Here is a 16054-nt window from a genome sequence, read left to right on the forward strand (position 1 = left end):
ACGACCTGCTGCCATTCAACTTCGAAAGACACGACTGACCCGCCGACGTCGTTGCGGTGGCCTGTCTCGTCCAGCGTCAACTATGATGGCCGCACTGCCTCCGGAAGCAACGTGCTACGAAATGCGCGCTTACTTCCATTTTGCCTTCGGCGGCTTCTCGGATCCGCTGCGCGCCCCAGCACAAGTTCGAATCGTCCCACTTTATGTCCTGGCGGACCCGGACTGCGGCGTTGTAAAAACCTTCGCGTCGACGATGATATATCCATTCTCCAGGTGTCGGGTAATCGACACGAGGGACGCCGCGAAAGGCAGGGTCCCTGTCGGAGGCGAAGATTGCAGCATGATCGCCGTATTGCAGATCAATTCCGGCCGCTACGATAGGCGGGCTGGACTTTAGCATATCGTAGAGTTGCCGTTCGCGAATCGTCAGACAAGCATACTCTTCGCCCGTCGAAGTGAATTCGCTTGGGAAACTCGAAGCCTTGAAAACATGAGTACGTGATCCCCCCGAAAAATGTGAGTTGGAGGAGAGGATTGCACTTTGAGCCATAACGCCAATGGAGGTGAGATCGTCACGTAAGCCAATCTGCTCGTAGTCGTAGACCATCAGCAGATGATTCTGGCCGAAAGATAGACCGGCAAGCTCTGCAGCTTGCGTGAGGTTCCAACCTCGAGATCGACGAAATCGAAAGATTAGCCCTCTATTCAGCGCAGCGAGCTGCTGTACTTGGGCTCTTAATAGATTGGGGTCGTCAGCCCATTGCACTACCGGGATGCGACGCTCGTCACTTCGAATGAACTGACACCAAGCCTGGTATCCATTCGCGGGGTCGTGAAGTGCAGTGACTTCTGAGCGACCCAATGCGGCCCAGTCAGCACGATCCTGCCTTTTGTAAATCTTGTCAGACGGTGGGGCCGGCAGGGCGAGGTCCATTCCTATCTGGCGCTCTCCATAGGCCTGCGCCATATGATCGGTCGACCTTTGAATCGGACTGCCTTCCCCTTTTTTTGGATGGGGCCACGCTTGGACGCGAACGATTGGGAAGATCGAGTCCTTTATCGGCTCCGCCAGCCTGCTAAGCGCTTCGGCCTCGCTTTGTCGAATAGTCAGGCTCGGAAAATATTTTGCAGTAAACAAAAGGCACTCTCTCCAAGGTATTGCGGTCTTAGGTGAGCACGCCCAAGCGAATATTCATGGCCGCTGGAGAAACCTGCAACGCTTCTGCAAGTTTATTAACATCCCTTTCGCCGTCGCGCATAAGCTGGGTAATCAGATGCCACGGCATTAAGATTTCGGCTGCCAAGGCATTCGCCTCAAATTCTCGCCTTTCGGAGAGACCGCTCCGATAAAATGTATCATCGACCAATTCATTGCCAATGACATCCCTGTGGAGAACGTAATGCGCGATTTCATGGGCAATAGTAAAACGCTGTCGATTACGGTGCTCGTGCCGATTGACTTTGATAGTCCAAGTCTGGCGATCATCCTTATCCAAGACAAGCATTCCCGACACAGCAAGCGGCAGATCACTGATAACCACCTTGACGCCGAGATCATTTGCGATGGCCCCTAGTTTAACCGGTGCTTCCACTTGATGACGAGCGATCGCTTCGGCTGCATAGGGGGGCAGTTGGGGAATGCTCAGTCGCGCCATTCTTCATCTCGCACTTGATGTTCCGGGGCTGCGTCGGATTTCACGATCGACGCGCCCAAGGCATCTTGCACCGCATCCCGGGCGCGGGTTTCCATTGCTGCAGTGATGGCGGCGTCCACTCGCTGGGTAAAATTCTCCGATTTGAAATAGCTGTCGCTTCCACTCTTCGAGGTCTCAACTGAAATCTGTTCTGCTATGCTGCGAAGGGTCTGGAAGCCCCAGATAGCTGCGACGGCGACGATGAATCCAATAAAGGTCACTATTAGTGAAACGACGGTGAGGAGAATCGCGATCAGGTCCTTGTATTCCCAATCGCCAGGCCGAATGATCGACGCACCCTGAAGGTCGAGCAGCAATAGCAGCAGTCCAAACATGAGGACATTTGCCGCCAAAACAGTTCGCTTTAACCACCGCATATCTCTCGATAAGATACGACAGCGGCTTTGTCGATATGTTGGCGTTTATCCATTTCGGGTCAGGCTGCCAACGTATCCGTCCAATTCCCGCAGGGCACCATCGAGACTTTGCGATGACAATCGCTCGGATAGGAGCGCCGACGTATCGGCTTGTTGCTCCGGTTCTTGAGCAAGCTTCTCGCTCCAAGGCGTGATCTGGTCGATAATGGTCAGGATTTCTGCGAGCGCTATCCTAATGCGCGCTTTGCCCGGCACGCCGTTTTGATGGGGGCAAACCGAAATCGGTCTTATCTATACGTATTTGTCTGCTGCCTGGGCGATCAGTGCAAATGCCGCGAATGCTGCGCCCCATTTGCTCCATCGTGATTGATGACGCAGAGTCGCAATCAGATCATAGCGATGGTTATCGTCAAGAATTTGGATCCCCCCAAGGTCTGGTTCGACACCTTTACGGAGGGCTCGCTTTGTACGTCGCTTCAGTTCTGTTTCGCGAGACACACTCAGAGCTGAGTAGAACCAAAGTACTGCCGAAATGACGCCAAAGATCGCAGACAAATCCGAAAGATTGATGTTGCTCATGTGTCCCTTGTAACAGCCTCTGTTATTCTCATCGTGGACATCGCACCTTGCGAGTGACGAACCGACCAAACCGGGCTTCCGTCACATACGTGACGCATGCGAGTGTTCCCAGAATTTACCACTCTTGCGAACGGCCGGTTGTCCGGCCGCGGGCCCTCCGGTCTTGCCTTAAATCGAGTTCCAACTCTTTGGCTTCACCGAGGGCCCACAAACCTATGCGTCTGTCGTAGACGCAAGCACGACATTAATTGATGCGGCAATCGTCCAGCATGGCGGTGCCGACGGTTTCACTTACGCTCTGGCAAGTAAGCGATACCTGCTGACCCTTGGAGAGCGAAGCGGCCTTGGCCTGGCTTTCCTGATCAAGCTTGGCCTGGGGGCCCATGAACTGGTTCGTGCCTTCCAGAACAAGGAAGGGCTTGTCCGCGAAGTCCAGCTGGATGTTGGCGATGGTCGCGCTCACGTTCAGGACCCTTTTGCCGTACTTCAGCTGCGCAGCGGCTTCGTTGGCCTCGTACGCCTCGGCAAGTTCTTTCGCAGTGACCTCAAGTGCCGGCGTGTCCGCCGCAGCAACGTTGTCGGCTGATGCGGTCGAGGATCCTGACTTGTCATCCGGGCTCAGGATAGCGCCAAGAATTCCGAGGCCGACAATGGCGCCTACCACGATGAGGCAGCCTTTGCCCAAGCCCTTACCTTTCCCCTTTGCGGGGGTGCCTTCACTCATTCAATTTCCCCTGTGCGAAATTTCCGAGTGGTCGCTATGTGCGGTATAAACGGCTGTCCACATTGATTTTTCTGTGCGGCGCTGGATGCCGCTGTTGTGCGTTCAATGTGACAAGGTTTTAATCCGAACCAGGTCTCCCAAGGCCCTTTTGCCGGGGAAACCAAAATCATTTCACTTGCCCCTTTCCTACACGATCCGCTTCAGGCAGATGAGAACAAACAAGGAACAAAGAGGAAGTGAGTTGTGGGTCGCGATGTCATCCGTCTGACGCCTGGGTGCGAGTTTGGTTGCTTGCAGTGCCGAGTCAGGTGCGCGACCCTTGTTCGGCTTCGGGATGAGCTTTGGCGAGAACTTGAGGATCTGCTTCGCCAGCAATCGATACAGCCGCGACTGGATCGAGCAGAACAGGTCCGATCGCTGCGAGCCCAGATGGAAGCCGTCGAGCTAGAATTTCAGCGACTTCGTCCTTTGACGCCCCATCTGGAACCATCACCAGCAGACTGCGGAACATATCGCGCAGGGCAGCTTCACTAGGCAGAATAACTGGCAAAGTGACGCAAAATTGAGTTGGTTTTTGAGCTTCGATCTCTCGGGCTTCTGGTTCAACTTCGCCGTCCGTCAAGCCGGCCAGCTTCATGACCTCCGCAGGATCAACCTTATAATCGGACAGAACCGCAGCAACTCTGCGAGTGAAGTCCATGGGTAGAAACGGCTTTTTGTACCCGCCTTCGCTTTCGTAACGAGCGTAAGTCCCTAGGGGCATATCCAAAAGTTCCGCCATCCTCCGCACTGTGATGCGGGGGGCTGCTGACTTTCTTAACTCTCTCAGTTTGATCGTGACACTCGACATGCGCGCATTGTCCGAATTTCCCGAACACCGTCTCAATCTATTTTTGAGTTGATTATTGTTCCGAAAAGTGGAACAAGACCGACATGAATCTGAGTGAATCACTGTTCGAGTTGTTCGATGGAATCCGGCCCATGGCGCGAGCGTTGGGTGAAAGCCCGGCAACCGTTCACGGTTGGAAGCGTGAAGGGCGCATCCCGGCGTCGAAGCAGCCGCTGGTGCTGGAGGTCGGCCGTAAACTCGGCTTGCCTGTCACTGCAGAGCATGTCGTTTTCCCCCTTGGCCGCCCGGATCTCTCCGCTCCAGTTCTTGTAGCTTCCGAACGGCTCGCCGTCGTTTGCAATCGGCAGGCTGGATTGCAACGAAAGGGACGGCGTCGATGACCAAGGTCCGCGATCCCCTCACGTTCGCAGCGGCCATCAAGGGTGTGCTGGAGTATATCGGGAAAAGGGAGGCGTCACGCGTCACGAGGCGCGCCGGGCGCACGCTCGATCACTGGAGTGACAGCACGAACAAGGGGCTGCCCGCGCTCGACAAGGCTGTGGCTCTGGACCGCGCCTATCTGGCTGCTGGCGGCGGCTATGCTCCCATTCTGGAAAGCTACATTCGCCAGCTGGACGTATCGCTGGTGGAACTGATCGCCTGCCGCGCTGCCCTGGCCGATGACGTCGCCAACGTCTCGCGTGAGATCGGTGAGGCGATCAGCTTTTGCATTATGGCCGCGCAGCCCGGCGCGTCGCCCGCCGTGATCCAGCGCGCCATCGTAGAGACCGAGGAGGCTGACGCGCTGCTGCCGCGCCTGCTCGGTCGGCTGAAATCGTTCATGCCCGGCAATGGGGCCGCGCGCGAAACCATGGGGAATCATCGGTAATGTCAGGTCGCCCTGCGCAACTTCCACACGTCACCTGCCCGGCCTGCGGCGGGAAGGCGTTTGCCCGCTCGGTGGGCAAGAACACGCCGCTTTACCGGGAGATCTACTACCATTGCCGCAATCCGGATGCCTGCGGGCATCAGTTCGTGGTCGGCATGGAACCGATCCGCACGACCCGGCCAAGCCGCTTTCCCCGTCCCATTGCCGTGCTGCCCCAAAGCCAGTGGCACTCCGCGGCGAATGACCGCGCTGCCAATGACGACGGGCCGCCCACCGAACCTCAGGCCGGATCGATGAACGACCGATAGCCTGATCGCCGCCTGACCCACTGCCAGATCCGAAACAACAACCCGGCGCACCCCATCGCCGGGAACGCCCCCGCTTTGCCTTTTTCCACCCCCGTAACGGGAGATTGTCCATGCAGAATTCCAAGCAAGCAGTTGGCCGCAGCGCTCCTGTGCCGCCAGTGCGACAGTCGTTTTCGTTCACCTGCACCTGTTGCGAACAGACCGAGCTTCGGCCCACGCCCGAAGCGCCCGCCGACTGGTCCATCGAGTACATCGACGACAACGCCTACATCTTCTGCCCGCCCTGCGCGATCGACCTGCCCAGGGGGGATCTGCAGTGAGCGCGCCGCAGCACTTCCCGGTGCAAGACTGCACCGAGGTGGACCTGATGTGGGATGCCCGCAGGGGCCTCGTCTTTCTGGAACACGACTCGGAATGTGCCGCGTTGGCCGCGAAACTTGCCGCGCGAACGGCGCGCCATCGCTTCCTCTTTCCCCTCTGCCTGCTCGGCGCGGCGGTGTTCGGCGCTAGCTGCGTACTCGCCCAAGCCATGAAGTGGATCGCCCTGTGATTTCTGCCCGTGAGGAACAGATGACCATCCCGGTCCAAATCGAAGAATCGCGGCGACCGGTGGACGACCGCCTGCGGCTGCTGGTGGAGCGGATCGAGCGTCTCGAGGAAGAGAAGAAGGGCATCGGCGAGGATATCCGCGATGTCTACAACGAGGCCAAGGCGGTCGGCTACGATGTGAAGATGATGCGTCAGATCGTGCGCCTGCGGAAGATGAAGCCGGACGATCGCCGCGAGATGGACATGATCCTCGACACCTACCGTGCCGCGCTGGGGATCGACTGACCATGCGCCGCGCACCGAAGCCTGCCGTCCACCCGATGGACTGCCGTTGCCGCACTTGCGTGCCCGTACAGCGTGCAGCTCGGGCCGCCCCGGCGATCCGGGCTGCTACCCGCGCGCTGGTGCTGGTGGCGGCGCTGATCGCCGTTCCGTTCATCGTCGCCCACGCTCTGGCCTGCGCCAGGGCAGGGCGGGGATGATCCCCATTCCGTCAGCCGCCCGAACAAATGCAGGGCGGTGACTTACCGAAGGCGCAGCGCCCATCGTGCAGGGGCCATCGTCTTCCGAAGAGGAGCCCCGCGAAGATGACCCGCAGTGCACCATCCAGAAGCCGGTCCCTGATCCGGGAATCGGACCTGCGCCGATTCGCCCGCATATCGAGCGAGGAAGGGGTGACGATCCGCAGTCGCCTCGATCCCGATGGCGGGGTCACCATTACGATCAACCCTGCTGCAGCGGCCCCGGCCATCGCGTCCGACAGTCTGGACGCGCGCCTCGATGCGTTCGGGGCATCATGAAGCAGCGCTATCCCTACGTGACCTCGTTCCGCGATCGCCATGGCAAGCGCCGGTGGCGGTTCCGCAAGAAGGGCTGCCCGGCGCACTATTTCAAGGCGCCTTACGGCACTCGCGAATTCGAACAGGAATATGCCGCCTGCCTCAAGGCGGAGCCGCTGCCGATCGGCGCAAGCCGGATCAAGCATGGCAGCGTGTCGGACGTCATCGCGCGCTACTACACCGATAATGCCTTCCTCGATCTGAGGGGCACGACGCAGGTCGTCTATCGCGGTGTGCTTGAGCGGTTTCGCTCGGCGTTCGGCGATGATCCCATGCAGGAATTCGATGCCGAGCGAATCGCGCGGCTGATGGTGTCGATGCGCCACAAGCCGCATGCCGCCGCGCGCCTGCGCAAGCTATTGAACCAGCTCTTCATGGTCGCCCGGCGCGCGCGGCTCGTGCCGCCGGGCTTCGATCCGGTGAAGGACACGCGGGCCCCGAAGGCCGAAAGCGAAGGCTATCACCGCTGGACCGAGGTTGAGCTGGAGGCCTTCGAGGCCAAGCACCCCTTGGGCACCAAACCGCGCCTGGCGTTCGCCCTGCTGCTCTACGGCGCACAGCGCAGCGGTGACGTGCGCCTGATGACGCACAGGACGATAGAGGACGGCCGCATCCGCCTGGCGCAAAGCAAGACCAGCGCTGCCGTCGACGTGCCCGTCGTAGAGCCGCTGGCCAGGGCCATCGCTGCAGGCCCCCTCGGCGGAGAGACGATCTTGGAGAACAGCCGGGGCGAACCGTACTCGGCCAAGGCGTTCTACCAGATGATGAAGAAGGCCTGCATCGCAGCCGGCCTGCCGCACTGCTCGCCCCACGGCCTCAGAAAGTCCGCCGCCCGCCGCTGCCGCGAGGCCGGTTGTTCCAACGAAGAGGGCATGGCGATCACCGGTCACAAGACCGAACGAGAATACCTCCGCTACGCCGGCGACTCAGTCCGAGCCGCCCGCGCCGACGCCGCAATGACGAAGGTAATGGCTAACCATCGCAAAAGGTTAGTCACCGACCCCAGCGAAAACACCGGGAATTAGCCAAAATGTCAGGAAAAGTGGATGCCCCGCGAGGATTCGAACCTCGATAGACGGAATCAGAATCCGTAGTCTTACCATTAGACGACGGGGCAACGAGGGGGCGCCTCTAGCTTGCAGGTCCGGAAGGGTCAAGACCTCAATTCAAGGAAATTTTCGGTCGGGCCTATTTGCCGGTGAACTGCGGCGGGCGCTTTTCGAGGAAAGCATCGATGGCTTCCTCGTAGTCGGCCGTTTCATGGGCGAGCGCCTGCATCGCTGCGGACATTTCCAGTACTTCGTTGAGGCGCATGTTCTGTGCATCGGTAAGCAGGCGCTTGGCCAGACGCAGCGATCGGGCCGGGTTTGCCGCGATCTTCCCGGCCAGCGCCATGGCCTCATCCATCAGGGATTCATGCGGGACGACGCGCGAAACGAGGCCCATCGCCTTGGCGCTGTGCGCATCGAGCGTCTCGCCGGTGAAAAGCAGTTCGGCGGCATTGGCGAAGCCGACCGCGCGGGGCAGTGCCCATGCACCGCCATCGCCCGGGATCAGGCCCATCTTGATGAACCCGGCAGAAAATCGCGCCTTTTCCGAAGCAATGCGCATATCGCAAAAGCACGCAAGGTCGTTGCCGAGGCCAATGGCGAAGCCGTTGACCGCGGCGATCATCGGGACTTCGCAGTCCTGGAAGGCGCGCGGAATGCGCTGCACGCCGCGGCGGTAATTGACGCGCGTGGCGGTGGGCGAATCGAGCCGGCCGATGCCCTTGCGGTCCTTCATTGCCTGCAGGTTGCCACCGGCCGAGAAGGCCTTGCCCGCGCCGGTGAGGATGCCGACGCTGATGTTTTCGTCGGATCCCAGGTCCTCCAGCGCGGCGACGAAATCTGCGCAGTCCTCCAGTTCGCCGATCGCATTGAGCCTGTCGGGACGGTTCAAGGTCAGGACGGCAATGCGTCCTTTCTTCTCGATCTTGACGAAATCGCCCATGTTCAATCCTCTGCTCGTCGAATGCGGCACCCGAGCCCCATCGTCCGGTCGCGATGTTGGCAGAAGCGCGTGCTGCGCGCGATACCCCTTCTCGAAGCGCATCGCCTGTCGGAAGCATCCCTGGACAGGCCGGTCAGCGTGCCGGAGGCTGGCCCAGATTTGCTCGCGGCGACTGCCTCGGGGAAGCTCTCTTGCCCCTTTGGTTACGGCACGTTAGCATTGGCGTCAGGTGCCCGCCGGTTTGGCGGGAAGATATGAACGAGATTTGATACCATGGCGGAGCAAGATCCGCCGGCCGCGAAAGTCAAAGTGTCGGGTCGCCCGGGAAGGCGGCGAAAGGGACGTAAGGGCAAGTCACGCCCGAAAGTCGCCGGCACGGCCAAGGGGAAGGTGCGCCCACCGAGCGCACGCCAGCCCGAGGCAGGCGCAGCGCCGCGCGAAGAGAACGACAAGAACGAGCAGGCGTCATTGCGTCGGCAAACGGTGCGGCAGGTTTCCCAAAAGCCTCATCTCCAGCGTGCGTCCGGTCCCCGACCGGGCGGCGGACGCCAGTCCTATGCCGCCATCGATCTGGGGACGAACAACTGCCGCCTGCTGATCGCCCGTCCTTCGGGCGAGAACTTCACCGTGATCGATGCCTTCAGCCGCGTCGTTCGCCTCGGTGAGGGGCTGGCCCAGTCCGGCCGGCTCTCCGACGAGGCGATGGACCGGACTCTGGCGGCCCTGCGCGTCTGTGCCGACAAGCTCATGCGGCGCAACGTCTATCTCGCGCGTTCGGTCGCCACAGAGGCCTGCCGCCGTGCCGAGAACGGGCCGGAATTCATCGAGCGGGTGCGTGAGGAGACCGGCATCGCCCTCGACATCATCAGCGCGCGCGAGGAAGCGCGGCTGGCGGTGCTGGGCTGCCATGTCCTGCTTGAATCGGGGCTGGGCCCGGCGATGATCTTTGACATCGGCGGCGGCTCGACCGAGCTTGTCCTGATCGAGAGCACCGGCACCGTGCCGCGCATTCTGGACTGGCAGAGCGTGCCCTGGGGCGTTGTCTCGCTGAGCGAGAGCTGTGGCCCGGAAGGCACGAGCGAGGCCGATCGGCTCAACCGCTATCGGCATATGCACGGCCTTGTGGCCGAGAGCTTCGCCGGATTTTCCGAGCGCATCTCGGGCGCGCGCAAGTCGGTTGCGGGTAGCGGAGAACTGCGCCTGCTGGGTACCAGCGGTACCGTGACGACGCTGGCGAGCGTGCACCTGCAACTGCCGCAGTACGACCGGCGAATGGTCGATGGCCTGATCGTCCCGGCCGAATCGATGCGCGAGATCAGCACGCGCCTTTCGACCATGGCCGTCGAGGATCGCCGCGAGCTCAACTGCATCGGTCGTGAGCGTGCCGATCTCGTCGTTGCGGGCTGCGCCATTCTCGAGGCTATTCTCGATCTCTGGCCGGCGGCACGCCTGGGCGTCGCCGATCGCGGCATTCGCGAAGGCATCCTGCGCAGCCTGATTGCATCCAATGGTCATGGCGGCCCCCACGCGGGGCAGGTCATTGCCGCAAGTGAAGGAAACGTACAGCAAGTGGAAACCGGTCGATGAGCCGTTCGGGACGCGATCCGGGCGAAAAGCTGCGCACGGCGAAGAAGCGCTCGACGAGTTCGGCACGCTGGCTGCAGCGCCAGATCAACGATCCGTACGTCAAGAAGGCGAAGGCCGACGGCTATCGCAGCCGTGCGGCCTACAAGCTGATCGAGCTCGACGAGAAGTTCGGCCTGTTCAAGGGGGTGACCCGCGCGGTCGACCTCGGCATCGCGCCGGGCGGATGGAGCCAGGTGCTGCGGCTCAAGTGCCCCAAGGCCAAGGTCGTGGGCATCGACCTCCTGCCCACCGATCCGATCGAGGGCGTGACGATCTTCCAGATGGACTTCATGGCCGACGAGGCCCCGGCGGCGCTGGAAGGTGCGCTGGACGGCGCGCCGGAACTGGTCCTGTCCGACATGGCGGCCAACACTGTCGGTCACAAGCAGACCGATCACCTGCGCACGATGGGGCTGGTCGAGACGGCAGCCGACTTCGCGATCCAGACGCTGGCGCCCGGGGGCACTTTCGTCGCCAAGGTCCTCGCAGGCGGTACCGATACTGAGTTGCTCAACCTGCTCAAGCGCCACTTCACCAGCGTCAAGCATGCCAAGCCGCCGGCAAGCCGCAAGGATTCGTCCGAGTGGTACGTCATCGCCAAGGGCTTCAAGGGCTAAGGCGGCCCCCTCTCGTCATCCCCGCGACCGCGGATACCCTGCCGTTCTGCGGGAGCCCGGCAAGGCAGCGAGCCTCCGGATCAGGTCCGGGGGGCGACGGTTGCGAGGATGAGGGGCAGTCTCACCGCAATCACTGCGAGGCGTGCCCGGTTAGGCGCTGCCGTGTTCGTTAGCTGATTTTCCGGAGTCCAAAGACGGAAACGGCCCGAAGGCGACTCGGTGACGCCTGCGGACCGCTTCCTGCCGGCAATGCCGGATTCGTCAAATTTGGGATTATTCGGCTGCTGCCGCTTCGCCTTCCGCGGGAGCAGCGGCTTCCGCGCCTTCTGCCGGAGCGGCAGCGGCGTCACCCGCGGCCGGAGCTGCCTCGGCGGCGGGGGCTGCGGGCAGCGGCAGGTTCGAGCCCTGCGTGTTCAGATAGGCGATGAGGTTCGCGCGGTCTTCCGGCTTGGAAAGGCCCGCGAAGGTCATCTTGGTGCCCGGCGCGAAGGCCTTGGGGCTCTTCAGCCAGTCGTTGAGCTTGTCGAAGTCCCACTCGCCGCCCACGCTCTTGAGCGCATCGGAGAATGCGAAACCGCCGACGCCTTTGCCGATGGCTTCGCCTACCACGCCGTGAAGGTTCGGGCCGATGCCGTTGGCACCGCCGGCATTGACCGTGTGGCACGAAGCGCACTTGGCGAAAGTCGCTTCACCCTTGGCGACATCGGCACTGGCCAGAAGCGTTGCGATCGGCACTTCGCCGCCGCCTTCGCCTTCTTCCTGCACGCCCTCGATGGCGTATCCCATCGTCTCGGGACGATGCGGTTTGTCAGCCTTGAAATAGTGCGAGCTGATGGTCGTCAGGCCGAGCCCAACGATGCCTGCGAACAGCGTCCAGCCTGCAATGGTATTGAAACGATCGTCCATTCGAAGTTGCCCCGCCGGTGAATCTAGCCCATTCGGTTGCGCTGCGCTCTAGTGGCGGGCGTTGCTTAGTGCAAGAGCCATTGCGGATATCGCAGTTGCAGCCTAATCGCGCAGGCACCATGCATTCCTATCCCAAACCCGCCCTCGCCCTCGTGGCAGAGATGGAAGCCGCAGCGGCTTCGGACCCTTCGCGCGCCATGGCCCTGCAGGGCGCACCGGGCTGCAACGGACATCGTGCCGCCCTCGAATTCGACCCCGATTGCCTGCCGCTGCCCTGCTTTTCCTTCGAGGATGCGCTCGATGCGGTGAAGGAAGGAAAGGCCGAGCGGGCGATCATCCCGATCGAGAATTCGCAGCACGGGCGCGTCGCGGATATCCACTTCCTGCTGCCGGAAAGCGGGCTTTCTATCGTCGGCGAGTACTTCATGCCGATCCATCATGCGCTGATGGCGCTGGGCGACGGGCCCTTCAAGGCGGCCTACAGCCACCCGCAGGCGCTTGGGCAGTCGCGGCATTACCTGCGCGAGCGCGGGATCGTGCCGATGTCCTATGCCGATACGGCCGGTGCGGCCGCCTTCGTGCGCGAGCAGGGCGATGTGACCGCTTGCGCCGTGGCGCCCAAGCTGGCCGCCGAGCTCTATGGCCTCAAGATCATCGAGCAGAACGTCGAGGACGCTGAGGACAACACCACGCGATTCGTCGTGCTGGCGAAGGAACCGCTCGATCCGTTCTACCTCCAGGGCGAAACGGCGATGACGACCTTCATCTTCGAGGTGAAGAACATTCCTGCCGCGCTCTACAAGGCGCTGGGCGGCTTCGCCACGAACGGCGTCAACATGACCAAGCTGGAAAGCTACCAGATCGGGGCAAGCTTCGCCGCCACCACGTTCTATGCGGACATCGAAGGCGTACCGGGCGATCCGCGCGTCGACATGGCACTGCAGGAACTCGCCTTCCACTGCAAGTACGTGCGCCCGCTCGGCAGCTACCGGCAGGCCCGCGCGCGCGGCTGATCCTGCGCCGGTTGCGCCTGCGGCCAGTCGGATCGCGGTGCGGACTGAAAAATCGGGAATTTTCAGGTCCGCTTGCAGCATTATCACGAGGGCTACCGCTTGCGCGGCAGGGCGGCCCATGCCAATCAGGCCGACGTGACGGTTGGTGGGCCTCAGATTGCCGGTGCGGCCGCTGCCCGGGACGCCGCGAGCGACTGGGAGGCCGTGCGCGCCGCGTCCGACATCCAGTTCGCGCCGCTTCCCCCGATGCAGCAACCTCCCGTTTCCGAAGTGCCGGGCTGGCTGCGCGCCCTTTCCAGGCTGATGGAAGCCATTTTTGAACCCATCGGGCGCCTGCTGGGCATGTCCTGGCCGGTGTTCCAGTACGTCCTGATTGCACTGGCGGCGGCGATGGCGCTGTTGCTGCTCTGGCGGATTTTCGGTCCGGCCATGGCGGCCTGGCGCAATCGGCGCGGGCAGGAGGACGAAGCGGTCTGGGCGCCGAGCAGGGCCGAGGCGACTGCCCTGCTCGAGGATGCCGACCGGCTCGCCGCGCAAGGGCGCTTCGGTGAAGCCGCGCACCTCCTGCTCCAGCGCAGCGTCCACCAGATCAACCAGGCCCGGCCCGACTGGCTGATCCCGGCCAGCACCGCGCGCGAGATTTCCGTCCTGCCGATGTTGCCCGAGAGCGGTCGCCGCGCCTTCGCGACCATTGCCGACCGGGTGGAGCGCAGTCTGTTCGCGCTTCGCGACCTCGATGCGCAGGACTGGACGGCAGCCCGCGCCGCCTATGCCGATTTCGCCCGGCTGGAGCTGCGCGCATGAGCGGGGTCGCATTCGGTACGGGCCCGGTGGCCGGCACTGCCATACCCGTTGGCGCCAATCCGTTTTCCCGCCGCGCCGTCGTGGGCATCGTGCTCATCGGCTCGGCCCTGTTCATCGCGCTGCTGTGGATGATCGGGACCGGCAACGGCATGGGCACCGGCAACGACGGGCAGGCCCATGCGGCGGGCAAGGGCCTGAATGGCTATGCGGCCGTGGCCGACTTCCTCGACCGGCGTGGGTTTGCCGTGCGCAAGGTGAAGAACGAGGGCGCGCTTGCGAAGAAGGGGCTGCTGGTCCTGACCCCGCCGGCATTTGCCGAGGGTGAGGAGATCGACCGCATCGTCAGTGCCCGTCGCTACATCGGGCCGACGCTGGTGATCACGCCCAAGTGGATGGCAGGCCCCGTGGATCGCCAGCAGAAGGGCGCCCGGCGCGGCTGGGTTCGGATCATGGGAGCCTCGGGCCCCAATTGGCAGGGCTTTCTCGACGATGTCGGCGTCACCCTGTCGCCGATGGGCAAGGCCGGCGCGCCCGCGCGCTGGCATGGCATGGGCCTCGGCGGCGTGCTGCCCGAAGGCAAGCAGGTGCTTTCCGGGCAGGGTGAGCGGCTGGTCCCGCTGGTGGAAGGGCAGGATGGCCGGATCCTCGCGGCCATGCTCGACGACGGCGGCTACTATCCGGAGCTGGAAGACCACGCGCTTGCGCCGATGAAGACCGAGGTGGAGGACGACGACCTCTATCCGCTGGTGCTGGTGTTCGAACCGGACCTGCTCGACAATTACGGCATGGCGCGCCTGGAAAATGCGCGCCTTGCCGAGGCGCTGGTCCGGGCCGGCGGGATTTCGCCGGGCGATCCGGTGATCTTCGACATGACGCTCAATGGCTTTGGCCAGTCGCGCAACCTGCTCACGCTCGCTTTCACGCCGCCGTTTCTTGCCGCCACCCTGTGCCTGCTGCTGGCCGCGACCATGATCGGCTGGCGCGCCTTCCTGCGCTTCGGGCCGCCAGCGAGCACGGAGCGGGCGATCGCTTTCGGCAAGCGGGCCCTCGTCAGCAATTCTGCCGGCCTTGTGCGCCGCGCCCGGCGCCTGCACCTGCTCGGCGGCCCCTATGCCGACCGTATCCGCGAGCGTCTCGTGCGTGGGCTTGGCCTGCCGCGCTACCTCGATACCGTTCACGCCGAAGAGGCCATCGACCGCGCCCTTGCCGCGCGCGATCCCGAGGCCGAACCCTTTTCCGTTCTTGCCGCGCGCCTCAAGCGGGCGCGCAAGGCCCATGACCTCCTGAAAGCCGCGCGCGAACTCCATGCGCTCGAAAGGAAGCTGATCCGATGAGTGAGACCGAAACCCTCAGCCTGTCCGAAGTCGCGCATATCGCCGATGCGATACGCGAACAGGTCGGCAAGGCCATCGTCGGCCAGGTCGGGACCGTCGACCATATGCTGATCGCGCTGATGGCGCGTGGCCACGTCCTACTCGAGGGCCCGCCGGGAACGGCGAAGACGTTCCTCGCCCAGTGCTTCGCGGCGACGCTGGGGCTGGACTTCGGACGGATACAGTTCACGCCGGACCTGATGCCGGGCGACATCCTCGGCTCCAACCTGTTCAACTTCCAGACCAGCCAGTTCACCCTCACCCACGGGCCGATCTTCTGCGACCTGCTGCTGGCCGACGAAATCAATCGCACTCCGCCCAAGACGCAGGCGGCCCTGCTCGAGGCGATGCAGGAGCGCCGCGTCACGCTGGACGGTGCCGCCCATGCCCTGCCGCCGCATTTCATGGTTGTCGCCACGCAGAACCCGATCGAGAGCCAAGGCGTCTATCCGCTGCCCGAGGCCCAGCTCGACCGCTTCCTGTTCAAGCTGTTGGTCGACTATCCCAGTGCCGAGGAGGAAATCCGCATCGTCGCGCGCTATGGCGAGAATCGCGGCGCGCCTTCGCCCGCGGAATTGGGCATCGAGGCCGTCGCATCGCCGCAGGTGCTTTCCGCCGCGACCCGCGCCGTGGCAGGTGTGACCCTCGCCGATAGCGTGACCGACTACATCGTGCGGCTCGTGCGCGCCACGCGTGACAGCGCAGACCTTGCCTGCGGGGCGAGCCCGCGTGCGGCAGTGCTGCTGGCCGGTGCGGCCCGCGCCCGCGCCGCGCTGGACGGCCGCGACTACGTGGTGCCGGACGACGTGAAGGCACTGGCGACCGGCGTGCTGCGCCACCGCCTGCTGCTCAGCCCCGCAGCGGAGATCGAGGGCAAGCAGGTCGAGGCGCTTGTCGCCCAGCTCGTCGAACAGACCGAGGCGCCGCGCTGAACC

At 62.9% G+C, this 16054-nt stretch carries 23 protein-coding genes and 1 tRNA gene; 15 read left to right on the forward strand and 9 right to left on the reverse strand.

What is annotated here, in order from left to right:
• Positions 1-76: 76 nt before the first annotated feature.
• The 6 genes from B5483_RS16440 to B5483_RS16465 all read right to left on the reverse strand — a co-directional run bounded on the left by B5483_RS16440 (position 77) and on the right by B5483_RS16465 (position 4224).
• Positions 77-1138 (reverse strand): beta family protein, encoded by a 1062-nt coding sequence (locus B5483_RS16440; protein ID WP_176168086.1) that lies wholly within the window; start codon positions 1136-1138, stop codon positions 77-79.
• A 28-nt stretch (positions 1139-1166) separates the two neighbouring features.
• Positions 1167-1655 carry an ImmA/IrrE family metallo-endopeptidase gene (locus B5483_RS16445; RefSeq protein ID WP_079731201.1) on the reverse strand — a complete coding sequence of 163 codons (489 nt, stop codon included), beginning with the start codon at positions 1653-1655 and terminating at the stop codon, positions 1167-1169.
• Positions 1643-2029: a hypothetical protein gene (locus tag B5483_RS16450; RefSeq protein WP_079731202.1), complete on the reverse strand. Its 387-nt coding sequence runs from the start codon at positions 2027-2029 to the stop codon at positions 1643-1645. The genes B5483_RS16445 and B5483_RS16450 overlap by 13 nt, the downstream gene beginning before the upstream one ends.
• 333 nt (positions 2030-2362) lie before the next feature.
• Complete coding sequence (locus tag B5483_RS22925; protein ID WP_139384043.1) at positions 2363-2650, reverse strand: hypothetical protein; 288 nt, start codon at positions 2648-2650, stop codon at positions 2363-2365.
• A gap of 244 nt (positions 2651-2894) precedes the next feature.
• Positions 2895-3374 (reverse strand): OB-fold protein, encoded by a 480-nt coding sequence (locus B5483_RS16460; RefSeq protein WP_079731204.1) that lies wholly within the window; start codon positions 3372-3374, stop codon positions 2895-2897.
• A gap of 304 nt (positions 3375-3678) precedes the next feature.
• A complete protein-coding gene (locus B5483_RS16465; protein WP_079731205.1) occupies positions 3679-4224 on the reverse strand; it encodes a hypothetical protein in 546 nt (181 codons plus the stop codon).
• A gap of 83 nt (positions 4225-4307) precedes the next feature.
• Here B5483_RS16465 and B5483_RS22930 point away from each other — a divergent pair, with 83 nt between their 5' ends.
• The 9 genes from B5483_RS22930 (at position 4308) to B5483_RS16500 (ending at position 7813) form a co-directional block, all read left to right on the forward strand.
• A complete protein-coding gene (locus B5483_RS22930; protein WP_139384044.1) occupies positions 4308-4604 on the forward strand; it encodes a carph-isopro domain-containing protein in 297 nt (98 codons plus the stop codon).
• Positions 4601-5092, forward strand: coding sequence for a hypothetical protein (locus B5483_RS16470; RefSeq protein WP_245829323.1), 492 nt, complete (start codon positions 4601-4603; stop codon positions 5090-5092). Before B5483_RS22930 ends, B5483_RS16470 begins: the two co-directional genes overlap by 4 nt.
• Positions 5092-5400, forward strand: coding sequence for an ogr/Delta-like zinc finger family protein (locus B5483_RS16475; protein ID WP_079731207.1), 309 nt, complete (start codon positions 5092-5094; stop codon positions 5398-5400). The genes B5483_RS16470 and B5483_RS16475 overlap by 1 nt, the downstream gene beginning before the upstream one ends.
• Positions 5401-5510: 110 nt before the next feature.
• Positions 5511-5720, forward strand: a complete 210-nt coding sequence (locus B5483_RS16480) for a hypothetical protein (protein WP_079731208.1) — start codon at positions 5511-5513, stop codon at positions 5718-5720.
• Positions 5717-5950, forward strand: coding sequence for a hypothetical protein (locus tag B5483_RS16485; RefSeq protein WP_079731209.1), 234 nt, complete (start codon positions 5717-5719; stop codon positions 5948-5950). Before B5483_RS16480 ends, B5483_RS16485 begins: the two co-directional genes overlap by 4 nt.
• 20 nt (positions 5951-5970) lie before the next feature.
• On the forward strand, positions 5971-6234 hold the full coding sequence (locus B5483_RS16490) for a DUF2312 domain-containing protein (RefSeq protein WP_079731210.1): 264 nt from the start codon (positions 5971-5973) through the stop codon (positions 6232-6234).
• Between the two features lie 2 nt (positions 6235-6236).
• Positions 6237-6431: a hypothetical protein gene (locus B5483_RS22935; protein ID WP_139384045.1), complete on the forward strand. Its 195-nt coding sequence runs from the start codon at positions 6237-6239 to the stop codon at positions 6429-6431.
• A gap of 105 nt (positions 6432-6536) precedes the next feature.
• Positions 6537-6749: a hypothetical protein gene (locus B5483_RS16495; RefSeq protein ID WP_079731211.1), complete on the forward strand. Its 213-nt coding sequence runs from the start codon at positions 6537-6539 to the stop codon at positions 6747-6749.
• Positions 6746-7813, forward strand: a complete 1068-nt coding sequence (locus B5483_RS16500) for a tyrosine-type recombinase/integrase (RefSeq protein WP_079731212.1) — start codon at positions 6746-6748, stop codon at positions 7811-7813. Before B5483_RS16495 ends, B5483_RS16500 begins: the two co-directional genes overlap by 4 nt.
• A gap of 18 nt (positions 7814-7831) precedes the next feature.
• Here the strand turns inward: B5483_RS16500 and B5483_RS16505 are convergent.
• Positions 7832-7905, reverse strand: a tRNA-Gln gene (locus B5483_RS16505).
• A 71-nt stretch (positions 7906-7976) separates the two neighbouring features.
• A complete protein-coding gene (locus tag B5483_RS16510) occupies positions 7977-8780 on the reverse strand; it encodes a crotonase/enoyl-CoA hydratase family protein (protein WP_079731213.1) in 804 nt (267 codons plus the stop codon).
• Positions 8781-9053: 273 nt separating this feature from the next.
• On the opposite strand from B5483_RS16510, the gene B5483_RS16515 reads away from it, so the two are divergent.
• Together B5483_RS16515 and B5483_RS16520 are read left to right on the forward strand one after the other, a co-directional pair.
• Entirely contained in the window at positions 9054-10367 is a 1314-nt protein-coding gene (locus B5483_RS16515; RefSeq protein ID WP_054946922.1) for a Ppx/GppA phosphatase family protein, read from the forward strand.
• Positions 10364-11023, forward strand: a complete 660-nt coding sequence (locus B5483_RS16520; RefSeq protein WP_054946921.1) for an RlmE family RNA methyltransferase — start codon at positions 10364-10366, stop codon at positions 11021-11023. Before B5483_RS16515 ends, B5483_RS16520 begins: the two co-directional genes overlap by 4 nt.
• Before the next feature lie 273 nt (positions 11024-11296).
• Here B5483_RS16520 and B5483_RS16525 read toward each other — a convergent pair whose 3' ends face one another.
• Positions 11297-11929 carry a c-type cytochrome gene (locus tag B5483_RS16525; RefSeq protein WP_054946920.1) on the reverse strand — a complete coding sequence of 211 codons (633 nt, stop codon included), beginning with the start codon at positions 11927-11929 and terminating at the stop codon, positions 11297-11299.
• A gap of 119 nt (positions 11930-12048) precedes the next feature.
• On the opposite strand from B5483_RS16525, the gene B5483_RS16530 reads away from it, so the two are divergent.
• The 4 genes from B5483_RS16530 (at position 12049) to B5483_RS16545 (ending at position 16051) form a co-directional block, all read left to right on the forward strand.
• On the forward strand, positions 12049-12942 hold the full coding sequence (locus B5483_RS16530; RefSeq protein WP_054946919.1) for a prephenate dehydratase: 894 nt from the start codon (positions 12049-12051) through the stop codon (positions 12940-12942).
• 72 nt (positions 12943-13014) lie between these two features.
• Positions 13015-13746 (forward strand): hypothetical protein, encoded by a 732-nt coding sequence (locus tag B5483_RS16535; RefSeq protein ID WP_425435054.1) that lies wholly within the window; start codon positions 13015-13017, stop codon positions 13744-13746.
• Positions 13743-15080, forward strand: a complete 1338-nt coding sequence (locus B5483_RS16540) for a hypothetical protein (protein ID WP_079731214.1) — start codon at positions 13743-13745, stop codon at positions 15078-15080. The genes B5483_RS16535 and B5483_RS16540 overlap by 4 nt, the downstream gene beginning before the upstream one ends.
• Positions 15077-16051 (forward strand): AAA family ATPase, encoded by a 975-nt coding sequence (locus B5483_RS16545; RefSeq protein WP_079731215.1) that lies wholly within the window; start codon positions 15077-15079, stop codon positions 16049-16051. The genes B5483_RS16540 and B5483_RS16545 overlap by 4 nt, the downstream gene beginning before the upstream one ends.
• Positions 16052-16054: the final 3 nt, after the last annotated feature.

It is taken from the genome of Novosphingobium mathurense, from assembly GCF_900168325.1.
Classification (GTDB): Bacteria; Pseudomonadota; Alphaproteobacteria; order Sphingomonadales; family Sphingomonadaceae; genus Novosphingobium; species Novosphingobium mathurense.